This is a genomic window from Xenorhabdus cabanillasii (assembly GCF_003386665.1).
In the GTDB taxonomy this organism is placed as follows: Bacteria; Pseudomonadota; Gammaproteobacteria; order Enterobacterales; family Enterobacteriaceae; genus Xenorhabdus; species Xenorhabdus cabanillasii.
In genome coordinates this window covers 335,406-349,640 of record NZ_QTUB01000001.1, presented here as the reverse complement: position 1 = coordinate 349,640, position 14,235 = coordinate 335,406, and the positions used below count along the sequence as shown (strand labels likewise).

The 14,235-nt window shown below is 45.3% G+C and carries 12 protein-coding genes; 1 reads left to right on the top strand and 11 read right to left on the bottom strand.

From position 1 onward, the window contains the following. Positions 1-9 precede the first annotated feature (9 nt). The 3 genes from rnr to BDD26_RS01725 all read right to left on the bottom strand — a co-directional run bounded on the left by rnr (position 10) and on the right by BDD26_RS01725 (position 3,977). Positions 10-2,475: a ribonuclease R gene (rnr, locus tag BDD26_RS01735; RefSeq protein ID WP_115827472.1), complete on the bottom strand. Its 2,466-nt coding sequence runs from the start codon at positions 2,473-2,475 to the stop codon at positions 10-12. Positions 2,476-2,531: 56 nt separating this feature from the next. Beyond that, positions 2,532-2,951 (bottom strand): nitric oxide-sensing transcriptional repressor NsrR, encoded by a 420-nt coding sequence (nsrR, locus tag BDD26_RS01730; protein ID WP_115825384.1) that lies wholly within the window; start codon positions 2,949-2,951, stop codon positions 2,532-2,534. Positions 2,952-3,254: 303 nt separating this feature from the next. Next, on the bottom strand, positions 3,255-3,977 hold the full coding sequence (locus BDD26_RS01725; protein WP_038261392.1) for a hypothetical protein: 723 nt from the start codon (positions 3,975-3,977) through the stop codon (positions 3,255-3,257). Positions 3,978-4,169: 192 nt separating this feature from the next. On the opposite strand from BDD26_RS01725, the gene BDD26_RS01720 reads away from it, so the two are divergent. After that, positions 4,170-5,087 (top strand): LysR family transcriptional regulator, encoded by a 918-nt coding sequence (locus tag BDD26_RS01720; RefSeq protein ID WP_115825383.1) that lies wholly within the window; start codon positions 4,170-4,172, stop codon positions 5,085-5,087. 225 nt (positions 5,088-5,312) lie between these two features. Here the strand turns inward: BDD26_RS01720 and BDD26_RS01715 are convergent, their stop codons facing one another. From BDD26_RS01715 to mutL, 8 genes are all read right to left on the bottom strand, one after another. Next, positions 5,313-6,611 (bottom strand): adenylosuccinate synthase, encoded by a 1,299-nt coding sequence (locus BDD26_RS01715; RefSeq protein WP_038261385.1) that lies wholly within the window; start codon positions 6,609-6,611, stop codon positions 5,313-5,315. A 242-nt stretch (positions 6,612-6,853) separates the two neighbouring features. Continuing rightward, positions 6,854-7,864 carry a protease modulator HflC gene (gene hflC / locus BDD26_RS01710; protein WP_115825382.1) on the bottom strand — a complete coding sequence of 337 codons (1,011 nt, stop codon included), beginning with the start codon at positions 7,862-7,864 and terminating at the stop codon, positions 6,854-6,856. 2 nt (positions 7,865-7,866) lie between these two features. After that, the gene (hflK, locus tag BDD26_RS01705) at positions 7,867-9,096 is read right to left on the bottom strand and encodes an FtsH protease activity modulator HflK (protein WP_115825381.1); all 1,230 of its coding nucleotides are present in this window, start codon (positions 9,094-9,096) and stop codon (positions 7,867-7,869) included. Positions 9,097-9,122: 26 nt separating this feature from the next. Beyond that, positions 9,123-9,278 carry a hypothetical protein gene (locus BDD26_RS19425; protein WP_170140344.1) on the bottom strand — a complete coding sequence of 52 codons (156 nt, stop codon included), beginning with the start codon at positions 9,276-9,278 and terminating at the stop codon, positions 9,123-9,125. A gap of 138 nt (positions 9,279-9,416) precedes the next feature. Further along, positions 9,417-10,697 (bottom strand): ribosome rescue GTPase HflX, encoded by a 1,281-nt coding sequence (hflX, locus tag BDD26_RS01700; RefSeq protein ID WP_038261376.1) that lies wholly within the window; start codon positions 10,695-10,697, stop codon positions 9,417-9,419. Positions 10,698-10,792: 95 nt separating this feature from the next. Continuing rightward, positions 10,793-11,095, bottom strand: a complete 303-nt coding sequence (gene hfq / locus BDD26_RS01695) for an RNA chaperone Hfq (protein ID WP_038261374.1) — start codon at positions 11,093-11,095, stop codon at positions 10,793-10,795. 123 nt (positions 11,096-11,218) lie between these two features. Further along, positions 11,219-12,160 carry a tRNA (adenosine(37)-N6)-dimethylallyltransferase MiaA gene (gene miaA, locus BDD26_RS01690; RefSeq protein ID WP_038261371.1) on the bottom strand — a complete coding sequence of 314 codons (942 nt, stop codon included), beginning with the start codon at positions 12,158-12,160 and terminating at the stop codon, positions 11,219-11,221. Then, the gene (gene mutL, locus BDD26_RS01685; RefSeq protein ID WP_115825380.1) at positions 12,153-14,153 is read right to left on the bottom strand and encodes a DNA mismatch repair endonuclease MutL; all 2,001 of its coding nucleotides are present in this window, start codon (positions 14,151-14,153) and stop codon (positions 12,153-12,155) included. Before mutL ends, miaA begins: the two co-directional genes overlap by 8 nt. Positions 14,154-14,235 lie beyond the last annotated feature (82 nt).

Below are 14,235 nucleotides of genomic sequence, written 5' to 3'. Positions count from 1 at the left end.
CTGTAGTTGTTAGCTATTTTCTCGCGTTTTTTTCGCGCGTTTTGCTTTCAATTTTGCCGTTATCTTTTTAGTTTTGTCTGAAACTTTTTTCTTCTTGCCTGATTTATTGTTTGATTTGTCTTGTTCTGTTTTTTTCTTCTTACGGAACTCACTGTCTTGACGGACAACGCGATCTGATTCGAAATTGGCTAATTTTTTATAATCCCGCCCTTTTTTAGCATTTTTACGTTCAGAAGCCCCTTTTTTCGTCTTATCTCTTGCAGTTTTACCTTTATTACGGGCTTTGCGGGTGGTAGAAAGCAGGGTAAAGTCAATCTTGCGCTCATCCATGTGAACCGCTTCTACACGAATTTCCACTTCATCACCGAGCCGGTAAGTCTGCCCGGAAGATTCACCTATCAGACGCTGGCCGACATTATCATATCGGTAATAGTCATTATCCAATGTTGAAACATGTACCAAACCATCAATGAAAAGATCATGCAGTCTGACAAAGAAACCAAAGCCAGTCACACTGGTAATCAGACCGGTGAAAACATGACCTACCTGATCTTGCATGAAATCACATTTCAGCCAATCTGCCACATCTCTTGTCGCTTCATCAGCACGACGTTCAGTCATTGAACAGTGGTCACCCAATTGCAGCATCTGCTCCATATCGTTGTGCCAGCCACCCGTTGGTGTCCAATGCTGCTCAACAGTGCCATTCTCCTGTGCCAGCAGGTACTTAATCGCACGATGCAATGCCAAATCAGGATAACGGCGGATTGGCGATGTAAAATGCGCGTAAGAACGCAGAGCAAGACCAAAATGCCCACGATTTTCCGGATCGTAGATGGCCTGTTTCATAGAGCGCAACAACATCGTCTGCAATAGTTCATGATCAGGTCGTTCAGCAACTATTTTCATCAATTGAGCATAATCTTTTGGCTCTGGTGTCATGCCTCCCAATAGACTCAGTCCCAACTCATTAAAGACTGAGCGTAAATTCAGAATACTTTCTTCTTTCGGTCGGTCATGAATACGATACAAAACGGGTTCACGATGCTTTTCAACAAAACGAGCTGCCGCAATATTCGCCAGGATCATGCACTCTTCAATGAGTTTGTGAGCATCGTTACGTACTACCGGTTCAATACGCTCAATACGACGTTCTGCATTGAAGATAAACTTTGCTTCTTCAGATTCAAACGAAATAGCGCCACGCTCGTCACGCGACTTATCCAATGCCTGATAAAGTTCATGTAAGTGCTCAATATGCTTTACCAATGGTTTGTAATGCTCACGCAGCTCTTGATCGCCCTGCAAGATTTTCCATACTTTGGTGTAAGTTAAACGAGCATGAGAATTCATTACAGCTTCATAAAACTTGTATGAAGAGAGCCTTCCTTGGGCGGAAACCGTCATTTCGCATACCATACACAGGCGATCAACTTCCGGGTTAAGTGAACACAATCCATTCGACAGAACTTCCGGCAGCATTGGCACAACTTGCGATGGAAAATAAACTGAGTTACCACGGCTGCGCGCTTCGGTATCCAAAGAGGTTTGTGGGCGCACATAATAACTGACATCTGCAATCGCTACCCATAACCGCCAGCCACCGCCCCGTTTTCTTTCGCAATAAACCGCATCATCGAAATCACGGGCATCTTCACCATCAATAGTAACTAATGGTAATTCTCGTAAATCAACTCGCCCTTGTTTAGCCGATTCCGGTACATCTTCATCCAGATCAGCGACCTGTTTTTCCACCATTGGCGGCCAGTTATAGGGGATTTCATGGGTCCGGAGAGCAATATCAACCGCCATGCTCGTTCCCATCGTTTCACCGAGTACCTCAACAATTTTGCCAATCGCTTTAGTACGGCGAGTCGGGCGATTCGTCAATTCCACAACGACGACATTACCCATTCTTGCCCCACAGATTTCCTCTTTAGGGATCAATATATCGAAACACAGACGGCTATCATCAGGAACAACAAACCCCATGCCGGCATCAATAAAATACCGTCCAACGATTTGGCTGTTCTTTGGCTCCAACACTCTTACGATACGAACTTCAACCCGACCTTTACGATCCGGGCGCAAAGGTTGCGCCAGTACAACATCGCCATGGATCGCCATCTTCATCTGCTCTGCCGACAGATAAAAATCTTCTTTGTGACCTTCCACTCGCAGAAAACCGTAGCCATCACGATGACCAATCACTGTACCCTTCAATAAGTCCAATCTTTCTGGCAACGCATAACACTGGCGGCGAGTGAAAACTAATTGTCCATCACGCTCCATTGCCCGCAAACGGCGGCGCAATGCTTCCTGCGCATCTGAGCTGGTTAACTGAAGCTCTTGTGCTAATTCTTGACGACTTACCGGAGTGGTGTGTTTAGAAAGGATATCCAAGATATATTCCCGACTTGGGATAGGAGATTCGTATTTTTCAGCCTCTCGTTCCTGAAAAGGATCTTTTGACATCGCAATTCCTCTGTTGTCATCAGTAAGCTGTTTATCCCCATATTTCATTTCTTGCTTCATTTTGTCAGCAACAATTTATAAAGGGGACGATTGTCTTCGACCATATCGGCCAAAGTATATTGATTCAATTCTGCCAAAAATTTTTCTACTGCCTGATTCAATATTAATTTTAAACGACAAGCAGGTGTAATATGGCAACTACTACAGTTAACTAATCCAAGTGGTTCTAATGCACGAACCACATCACCGATTTTAATCTCGCTGGCGGCCTTACCCAGACTAATACCGCCATTTTTCCCCCTAACGGCATTAACTAGCCCCAAGTTACTCAGTTGATTAATTATTTTTACCATATGATTACGTGAGACACCGTAAGCTTCTGTTACTTCAGTAATGTTTGTTATCTGGCCTTCTGGTAAAGAAGCCATATAAATCAGGGCACGCAAGCCATAATCGGTAAAACTGGTTAACTGCACACTTACCTCTGGGTGGCTGAATATAACGGGGGATTATTGATAACCAAACAAACAGATATTATTGGTTTATCATTAGCTGGTCACATTATGTGGGTATTTTAAAAATTAAGCAAAACGAGCTGCTCTCTTTCTATCTCCTTAAAACACAAAATCAGACAGTAAACATAACTTTTTGTGGCGAGTGATAAAGTGGCGAGTGATAAATTCGAAGCTATACGACTTTGTAAGAGAAAAAATCAAGGACAATCGTTACAAGAAGCTGATGAGCATTTTAGCTCACCAGCAGTTTATCTAAATATCAATTTATTTCACTTTATCAAACAACTTCGGCCTGTCTTCCGAAAAATCAATCCAGGGATTAGTCCCAAGCAATTCTGAATGAGATACGCTGGGATCAGCATAGCGCATTACAAAGAGTTCCGGGCCATGTGCATACGCCACAAGCAAACCTTGCTCCGCATTCATGAAACCACCATGGATACTTAATCCGGGATAACTGAGACGCACAGCCAAATCATCCAGGCCAACATAATCAACAGTCAGACGCACAACCACACCATCAGGCAATACGAAGAACCAAGTTAGCGGGCCACCCGAAACTACGGTCATGACCTCATCAATGCCCGCACCGCTGTCCGCAGAGTTTACATGCAGCCGGCCAAATTTATTCAATACAGCTCTTTGAGTTTCAGGCGTCATTGCCCTCATATCATACACTTTGGGATAAGGAGCCACACCTGCTTCCGAAATTGATAAATAGCCCCCACGGTGAATTTCAGGTGTACGTCCTGCCAGACGGATTTGCTCCAGTAAATCCGCACGGTTTAAGTTGAAAATAGAAATCAACTTGTGCTGTTCCTCTTCGGTGATTGCACGAGTCTGAGAAGACTTAATTATTGGCTTAACTTCTTCGGGAATAGGCAATGTGCTGATTCGCACGCCGATACTCCGCAAAATAGCATTGACATTTTCAACACCTGTTACTTCACTTCGACCATTGCTGAATTGAAGTTTTACGATACCCATTTTTTACCCTCCTAATCTGGATTGAACTTAGAAAAATTGAACTCAGAAAATAAGCGCGGAAAAAAGAGCAAAAATCGCAGTTATGCTGCATACATGGCTCCTTTGCAAAAACGCACTAATGACGATATCTGAATCATCGTTCATCTGGTAAATTGATGGAAATCACTTATATACATATTAATTATTCGCCGTATGGATGAACTTCGCAGAATCGACCTTAACCTGCTACTGACATTGCATGCTTTACTAACAGAGAAACATGTCACCCGAGCCTCTTTACGATTGCATAAGAGCCAACCAGCTATCAGCCACGCACTCGCACAGCTTCGAACACACTTCAATGACCCTTTATTGATACGACGTAATGGTCGAATGACCTTGACAACACGCTCCCAGGCGCTGATACAACCACTCAATGACGCCCTGGGCAGCCTAAACAGCTTGCTGTGCACATCTGAATTCGATCCATCGCAAGCCCATAGGTGTTTCCGGCTTTCCTTATCAGATTATGCGGCACGGCTCATACTCCCCCCGCTAGTACGGTATGTTCGCAAATGGGCACCAGGGATTGATCTTGCAATTAGCCAGGCAAGCAGGGAAACGATGCTCGCACAACTTGCAGATGGTGAACTTGATCTTGCTTTAGGGATCTTTCCTGACGCACCAGAATATATTCAGGTTCAGGAACTTTTTCCTGAAGAATTCGTCAGCCTGGCAGATAAAGCGGTGCTACCAACCAAAGGAGAATTGTCACTAGAGGAATGGCTACAACGTCCTCACGTGATGCTGGCCTTACGACCCGATGCGAATGATGAAATCGAAAAAACCTTAACATCATTAGGGCTAAAGCGTCATATCGCCTTAGCTTTACCTCACTGGAGTGTGGCGGTGGAGTTATTGCCTGGCACTGACCTCATTTTGACCGTTGCCAGCCGAATCTTAGAACCAATGTGTCGGTACAAGACACTACGACAATTCAAGCCGCCTTTTGTTCTTCCCGAATTTACATATCAGCAAGCCTGGCACATTAGGCGAGAAAGAGATGCAGCACATCGCTGGCTACGTCAAGCTATATTGACATGTAGCCAATCCACTAAAACTATTAAATGATCGCTGCAATGTATGTAAATTGGAACTAGTCAAAACCAAATCATATAAACTCGCATATATTTTCGCGAAGCTATAGCTGAACACAAAATTGTTGCTGGAAAAGAGGTCATTAACTTGGGAAGAGCAAGGCGACGGGGATGAGTAGGCACGTATTGCTGACTTGCCAGTAAATTAAACCGGGCATAAGGCCCGGTTACAGATACTTTAAAGATTTAAAATCATCAACTAAGCATCAAATGGATCACGCAGGATCATGGTTTCAGAACGATCTGGGCCAGTAGAAATAATATCAACAGGAACGCCGGTCAGCTCTTCAACCCGTTTGATATAATTCAATGCTGCTGCTGGCAACTGGCTGTGCTCTTTAACACCGAAAGTGCTTTCATCCCAACCTGGCAGAGTTTCATATACCGCTTCCAGACCTTCCCAGTTCTCTGCGGCCAATGGCGTAGTCTCAATGACAGTGCCATCAGGTTGACGATAACCAACGCAGATTTTCACTTCTTTCAAGCCATCCAGTACATCCAGTTTAGTCATACAAAAACCGGACAGGGAATTGATTTGGATAGCGCGACGAATAGCAATGATATCCAACCAACCAGTACGACGGCTACGCCCTGTGGTTGCACCGAATTCCTGACCTTTCTGGCGCAGATATTCACCGGTTTCATCAAACAGTTCAGTTGGGAATGGGCCTGCACCAACACGGGTGGAATAAGCTTTGATGATACCCAATACGTAATCAACGTAACGCGGACCCAGACCTGAACCAGTTGCAACACCACCAGCAGTGGTATTGGAAGAGGTTACATAAGGATAAGTACCGTGGTCGATATCCAGCAATGTACCCTGCGCACCTTCGAACATTACCAGTTCACCTTTCTGAGTTGCTTTGTAGAGCAGGTCAGAAACGTCAACTACCATGCCAGTCAGAATATCCGCAACTGCCAGAATATCATCCAGCGTTTTCTGATAATCAACAGCAGGTTCGTTGTAATAGTTAACCAATTGGAAGTTATGGTAATCGATGATTTCTTTCAGCTTAACTGCGAAAGTTTCTTTATCGAACAGATCGCCCACACGCAGGCCACGACGAGCCACTTTATCTTCGTATGCAGGCCCGATACCACGGCCAGTTGTACCGATTGCCTTAGCACCGCGCGCCTTTTCGCGGGCATTATCCAATGCAACATGATAAGGCAGGATCAACGGACAAGCTTCGGAAATAAGCAAGCGCTCACGTACAGGAACCCCACGTGATTCAAGCTCTTTCATCTCTTTCATCAAAGCATCTGGTGCTAAAACGACCCCATTTGCGATAATGCTAATGACATTTTCACGTAAGATCCCAGATGGGATTAAGTGGAGAACGGTTTTTTCACCGTTGATGACTAGTGTATGGCCTGCATTATGGCCGCCCTGATAACGAACCACATATTTAGCCCGTTCAGTCAGCAAGTCGACGATTTTACCCTTGCCCTCGTCACCCCATTGGGTGCCCAATACGACAACGTTCTTACCCATTTCAAAAGTTCACTCGGTTGCTTAAAAATGGATTCTAACATCTCATTTAGCACCTTTCAGTATTTTTTCTCACTTCTGTTATTTCGTTTCGTCATATTAATGGGCTGCTAAGTAAACATTGGTAATGATGGCAGACAAAAAACTAGTATGAAAAAGCCACTGTAAGTTTTCTTACAGTGGCTCAGATGAGATTTCTTTTTTCAATTCAGGCGAATATAAAACAGTTCACCTATCAGAACTCATTAGTTATCAGCACGGTTAACATGGCCACGCTGTTTCGTCGGCTCTTTCATATAACGGAAGAAATCAGTATCCGGGCTGAGAACCATGATATTCCCCTCATTCTTGAAGCTTTTCTCATAAGCACGCAAGCTACGGATGAAAGCGTAGAAATCAGGATCTTTACTGAAAGCATCAGCAAACAGTTTAGTGGCTTCTGCATCGCCTTCACCACGTAAAACCAGTGCCTGACTATATGCCGCTGCTTTAACCTCAGTAGCCGACTTGTCAGCCGCAGCACGAACCTTCTCAGCTTCTTCCATACCCTGTGAACGATGGCGACGTGCTACCGCTTCACGTTCTGCACGCATACGCTGGTAGATTGCACCAGAAACTTCATCAGGCAAGTTGATTTGCTTGATACGGACATCCACAACTTCAATCCCTAACGCAGCCATGCTGTTCGGGTTAAAAGCGGGTTGTTCACTTTTAGTTTCTTTCTTCACACGGGCAGCGGCAGAGACGATTGCGCTGTCTGCGGAAGAATTATCATCACCTGTACCCAGGTTCAGGGCATTACGCACATCCGTCGTCAAACGACCACGGGAGTCTGTCACAATGCCACGAACATCCAGACGACCAATTTCAGAACGCAGGCGGTCACTGAACTTACGTTTTAACAGCACTTCAGCTTGAGAAATTGAACCATTCCCCGTTGCCAGATAATAGCTACTGAAATCTTTAATCCGCCATTTCAGATAAGAGTCAACAATCAGGTCTTTATTTTCACTTGTCAGAAAGCGGTCAGCCTTGATATCCATAGTCTGGATACGGGCATCAAGTGTTTTGACAGTTTCAATAAATGGAATTTTAAAATGCAGGCCGGGCTGATAAACCATTGCCTTATTTTCAGCATCACGCACCACTTTGCCAAAGCGCAACACAATACCACGCTGACCTTCATATACGATAAATATTGATGAATACAGCACAACCAATACGGCGGCAATAGCAAAGACGAACGACTTACGCATAATTATGGTCTCCCTTGTCTTGTCGTATCACCACGCAGGTTGTTTGAATCATCATAGCCAGAACTGCCATAACCAGATGGCCCGTGTGTTGGTGCAGTATGTGTCGTACTGCGCTGCCCTGATGTTACCTTCACTTCTGATGGCTTAACCTTTGCTGCTTCAGCCTGACTACGCAGAACCTGATCCAGTGGCAATACCAGCATATTGTTGCTCTTTTCATTTGCAATCACTTTACGGGTATTACTCAGAACACGCTCCATTGTCTCAATATAAAGGCGCTCACGGGTAATTTCCGGTGCAGCTTTATATTCTGGCAGAATTTTAGCGAAACTTGCTACTTCACCCTGTGCATTCAATACCACGCTGACTTTATAGGCTTTAGCTTCTTCGATAATACGTTGAGCATCACCCTTAGCAATCGGCAAGACAGAGTTTTTATAAGCCTCTGCTTCACGAATCGTTTTCTGCTCTTCTTCGCGGGCTGCGATAACGTCATCAAACGCCGCTTTCACTTCTTCAGGTGGACGTGCAGTCTGGAAGTTAACATCCAACAAAGTGATCCCCATATCGTACGGACGGATGGTTTCTTCCAGTACCTTTTGGGTATCGTTACGCACAATAGTACGATCCGCAGTCAGGATTTTTTCCATTGTGTATTTGCCAACAACCCCGCGCACAGCACTGTCGGTTGCTTGACGCAGACTGTTATCAGGATTAGTGACATTGAAAAGATAGGCGGCAGGGTTAGTAACACGATACTGAACGTTCATTTCAGCACGTACTACGTTTTCATCCGATGTCAACATGACACCCGATGTTGCCAATTCACGAACAGATTCAACGTTAACTGCACGAACCCGGTCGATAAATGTCATCTTCCAGTTCAAGCCGGGCTGCACGATATGGCTAAATTTACCAAATCGGGTAACAACGCCACGTTCTGTTTCTTTAATTGTATAGAAACCACTTACAACCCAAACAGCAACTGCAGCAGCAACGGCAAGACTAATAAGACGCCCACCAAATTTAAAGTTCTGTCCAGAACCATTTCCACTTTTGTTTCCACCGAGACCACCGAGTTTTTCACTCAGTTTACGGAACAGATCGTCGAGATCAGTTGCCCCACGGTTTCGACCACCTTTATTGTTGCCGCCGGAGTTGCCGCCATTATTATTGCTGCTTCCCCACGGGTCGCGGTCCTGTCCGTTATTACCGGGCTGATTCCACGCCATGTTTTAGCTCCACTTTTAGTTTTTCACTAGTTTTTCAGAGGTGACTGCTCTCCACCCAGACGGGTGAGGCTTCCCACTTCACAGGCCGTTGCCTGTCCCTGACAGGTCTGACAGCGGCCTCCATGGGCAGAAACGATAACTTTCATCGTTTCGTAAGCAACCAATATTTTTGGGTGATACATTTGACAGTGCTGATTCTGTCACTGCAATTCTGGCACAGTCATTTCATCACCACCATTCCATCACCGCTACTCCATGACTTTAAGCACCTTGAAATGGCAGACAAAATAATACCTTGTTTGTCGTCCTGCGCCAATCAATCAGACAACATAGTCTGGTAAATTTGGCTCTTGTTTGCACAGACGACGCCAGTCAACCATCGGCATCCTGACTTCAAGCCCTAACTGGCCATCTTCTTCCATCCACTCACGCTCAATCGCCTGAAGCTGGTAAAAACGACTACGCAGACGCCCTGCTTCTGGTGGAAGATGCAATTCATAATGTGCAATTTCCCCTGAAAGACGCTCAGTCAGCGCCTGTAATAACAGAGGGATGCCTTCTCCAGTCTGAGCAGAAAGCCAGACTCTCACCGGACGATTTTCCTCATCACGGTCAATACGGGGAACAAAATCAGCTAACATATCGATTTTGTTCATCACCAATAGAGAAGGGATCTCATGCGCCTCAATCTCTTCCAGGACACTATCAACAGCAAGGATATTTTCATCCAAACGATTATCTGACGCATCAACAACATGAAGCAGCAATCTTGCCTGCCGGGTTTCTTGCAAAGTAGCCTTAAACGCTGCAACCAAATCATGAGGCAAATGACGAATGAAACCAACGGTATCAGCCAAGACAACCGGACCAACATCATTCACATTGATCCGGCGCAATGTAGGGTCGAGAGTAGCAAAAAGCTGATCAGCAGCATATACCTCAGCCGAGGTTATTCTATTGAATAAACTTGATTTTCCTGCGTTGGTGTAACCGACGAGGGAAACAGTAGGAATATCTGCTTTATTACGTGCCTGACGCCCCTGTTCGCGTTGCTTTTCTACTTTATTGAGACGCCCCAGAATCTGCTTGATTTTGTCACGCAGCATACGGCGGTCTGATTCCAGCTGAGTTTCTCCCGGACCACGTAAACCAATCCCCCCTTTCTGGCGTTCAAGGTGAGTCCAACCCCGAACTAAACGGGTGGATAAGTGACGCAATTGTGCAAGTTCTACCTGCAACTTACCTTCATGCGTTCTTGCCCGCTGGGCAAAGATATCCAGGATCACGCCAGTGCGATCAACAACACGACATTGACACAGGCGTTCAAGATTACGTTCCTGAGCAGGACTGAGTGCGTGATTAAACAGCACCACATCTGCGTCGCTGTTTTTGACTGCTTCAGCAATTTCTTCTGCTTTGCCTTCCCCGACAAAATATTTCGGATGCGGAGCTTTACGGCTTCCTGTCACTATCTGCACAGGAGAAACACCTGCGGAAGTCACCAATGATTCAAATTCACTGAGATTTTCCGTATCTTTTTCCTGTGAGAAAAAAACATGCACCAGAACGGCTAGTTCTCCGCCTTCATAACGATCAAACAACGTCGCAACCCCTCAGGCTAAGTAGAATCCATAGGAAAAACATAGGTAAAGTCTCCCTACCTATGTTTTTATTTACGTCAGGCACTATCACTGATTTATTCAGCGATATCATTTTCCTGCTGTACCGCCGAGCTAGTATTAGCCTGATAATTTCCTACACTGGATCCCATATTTGCATTGCTACCATGATGAGACACTGGGCGGGAAGGCACAACAGTAGAGATGGCGTGTTTATAAACCATCTGACTGACTGTGTTTTTCAGCAAAATGACAAATTGGTCAAAAGATTCAATTTGACCCTGCAATTTGATGCCGTTGACTAAATAAATAGAAACCGGGACCCTTTCACGTCGTAATGCGTTCAGGAATGGATCTTGCAAAGATTGCCCCTTAGCCATTCTATATTTTCCTTATTTTGTTGTTTTTAACTAAGAACCCGTTGGTTCGAAAAATTAACTACTCAAAAATGACACTTTTTACTGATCAACTTGGTACTGATCAATTGTACACAATCAATAAATTTATGTACTAATAACCTGCATGACTGTATTTAGTGCTTGTTCAGGTTGATCACTGTCCAACCAAGTCACATTGTCCCAACTCCTGAGCCATGTGATCTGACGTTTCGCTAGCTGGCGAGTCGCACAGATACCACGATAAACCATCTCATCATGAGAGATTTCGCCTGCGAGATAAGACCACATCTGACGATAACCAACACAACGAATGGAAGGTAAATCTGTATGCAAATCGTTACGAGCATAAAGCGCTTTAACTTCATCTTCAAACCCTGTTTTGATCATTTGTTCAAAACGGGCAGCGATGCGCTGATGCAGAACTTCACGGCTTGCAGGCGCAATCGCAAACTGATGAACATGATAAGGCAATACATTTCCAGACGTTTCAGTCAATGTAGTTAGAGTTTTACCCGAAATCCGAAAAACTTCCAGTGCACGAGTAAGACGTTGTGGATCATTTGGGTGAATTCTTGCAGCAGCAACCGGATCAATCTCCTGCAACTGCCGGTGCAATGCATCCCACCCCTCTTCCTCTGCCTGCTGCTCAATCTGTGCCCGCACTTCAGGACTTGCAGAAGGCAATGGCGATAATCCTTCTAGTAATGCTTTGAAATATAGCATGGTTCCACCAACCAAGAGTGGAATTCTCCCGGCAGCCGTAATTTCCGCCATGTGTTTCAACGCATCACGACGAAAATCAGCAGCAGAATAAACTTCGGCAGGATCCAAAACATCAATCAAACGATGAGGTGCCTGTACCTGTTCTTCTGCGGAAGGTTTCGCTGTACCAATATCCATGCCACGATAAATCAATGCAGAATCAACGCTAATCAGTTCAACCGGAAGATGCTGACGTAAAGCGATTGATAATGCCGTTTTTCCTGAGGCAGTCGGCCCCATGATAAAAATGGCTGTGGGCAATTGTTGAGTTTTTAAATCACTCATGATTAAAAAGTGCCACCACTGCTTGTAAATCAATTAATTGTAATAATCCCTCAGGCGGAGATTCCACCAGCTGAGGGCAAAGGCGCTCGACATCAGCTAAAAGCTGAACAGCCTGCGCAACGTTCCACGTTTCGTGTTCGCTCCCCAAGTGACGGGAAAGCCAGATTGCCACCTGTTCTACAGAAGCCGGTGGCTGCTCTATCAGATAACCCAACAAGGCCGGAAACAGTTTTGGCAGGTTCTGTTGGCGAAGAGGCAACGATACCGCATGAATGGTTACTTTTCCATGCGCGACAGTAGATTCAATGCCAAAAGTCTTTAATAGCTCACTATTCTGCTTTAAGACACTAATTTCTGCCTGATCGAGAGACAGTTTCAATGGGATAAGCAGTGGTTGTGATTTTAGCCCTTGTTCTCCCGGAGTTAACTGTGCCTGCCTCAGCCAACGCTCCGCAACAGGTAAAGACAACAACCCAATGCCTGATGCCGACTCAAACAAGGCGTAATGGGAGGCATAGATACTTAATACCTTGCCGAAACTATAACTACTACTTTTCCCTTGTACGACAGTTGAACGAGTTGGTGTTAATGTCGTTTTTTCCGCGTCAGGAGTTGGTTTTCCAGAATCTCGTTTCTCAGGCGTTGCCTTTTCAGGAAATAATGGTTGTTTTTCCTCTGACTCAAACTGCATCAGTTTCTGATACAACTCCCCCTGTTTTTTCTGATAATTTTCCCCATGATAAGGCTGCCGGGTAGAGCCATGCTCTGGACGCTGGCCTGAAGATGGATTGTTGAGTGGTTCCTGCCTTTGCTTATCATGCTGCCCGGACGAAGATGAAGATACAGAGCGAGAAGATGATGATGTATTTGAAGGCGGCTCTCCCGATAACGCCTTTGTTTGTCGGAGAAAATGGTTTTCTCCCGCAGAAGGCCGATTTTCCGGTATCCAATTGGCGGTATTCTCCTGACAATCAAGTGCCAGTTCAGCGCCATTGCCCCGCTGTTTCAATACTGCTGCTACGCCCTGATAAATAAAATCGTGCACCAAACGCGCCTGATGAAAACGCACTTCATGTTTGGCCGGATGCACATTGACATCAACCTGATGCGGATCGATCTCCAGGTACAGAACATAAGCAGGTTGCTGCTCTCCTTGCAGCAGATCTTGGTAGGCCTGACGAATAGCATGATTAATCAGCCGATCCCGCATCATACGTCCATTAACATAGCAATACTGAGTATCACCTGCCACAGCGGTATTCATCGGATCAACCACCCAACCCTTGATAGATAAAGAATCGTGCTGCCATGATAGTGCAAGTGCCTGCTGCACAAATGCCGCACCACAAATTGCTGCTAATCGACGTTCATGCTGAGATTCTTCTTTGGCCGGACGATACTGACGAACCAATTTTCCGTTGTGATTCAGATTGATCGCCACGTCCAGCCGGGCAAGTGCGATTCTGCGCACGACTTCATCAACATGGCTGAACTCCGTTTTTTCCGTTCTCAGAAATTTTCGACGAGCAGGCGTGTTATAAAACAGGTCTAAAACCTCAACCGTCGTTCCAACAGGGTGAGCAGCTGGTTTTACCGTTACTTGCATATCACGGCCTTCAGCATAAGACTGCCATGCTTCGGTCTGATTTTCAGGACGAGATGTCAGCGTCAACCGTGAAACGGAACTGATACTGGCCAGTGCCTCCCCTCGGAATCCCATACTAACAATGGCTTCCAGATCATCCAGAGAAGCTATTTTACTGGTAGCATGCCGAGCCAATGCCAACGTGAGGTCTTGCCTGCTAATACCACAGCCATTATCACGAATACGGATCAATTTTATACCACCACGCTCAATATCAATGTCAATGCGGGTAGCGCCAGCATCAAGGCTATTTTCCACCAACTCTTTCACTACCGATGCAGGGCGTTCAACCACTTCACCAGCAGCAATCTGATTTGCCAATTGTGGGGGTAATATCCTGATAGCCATCATTCGACCTTATTCACTGTTTCTTAGGTGTTAATTCTTACATGTTAATGCTTACGTATAGTTTCTTGCTCACGGTTTAAAA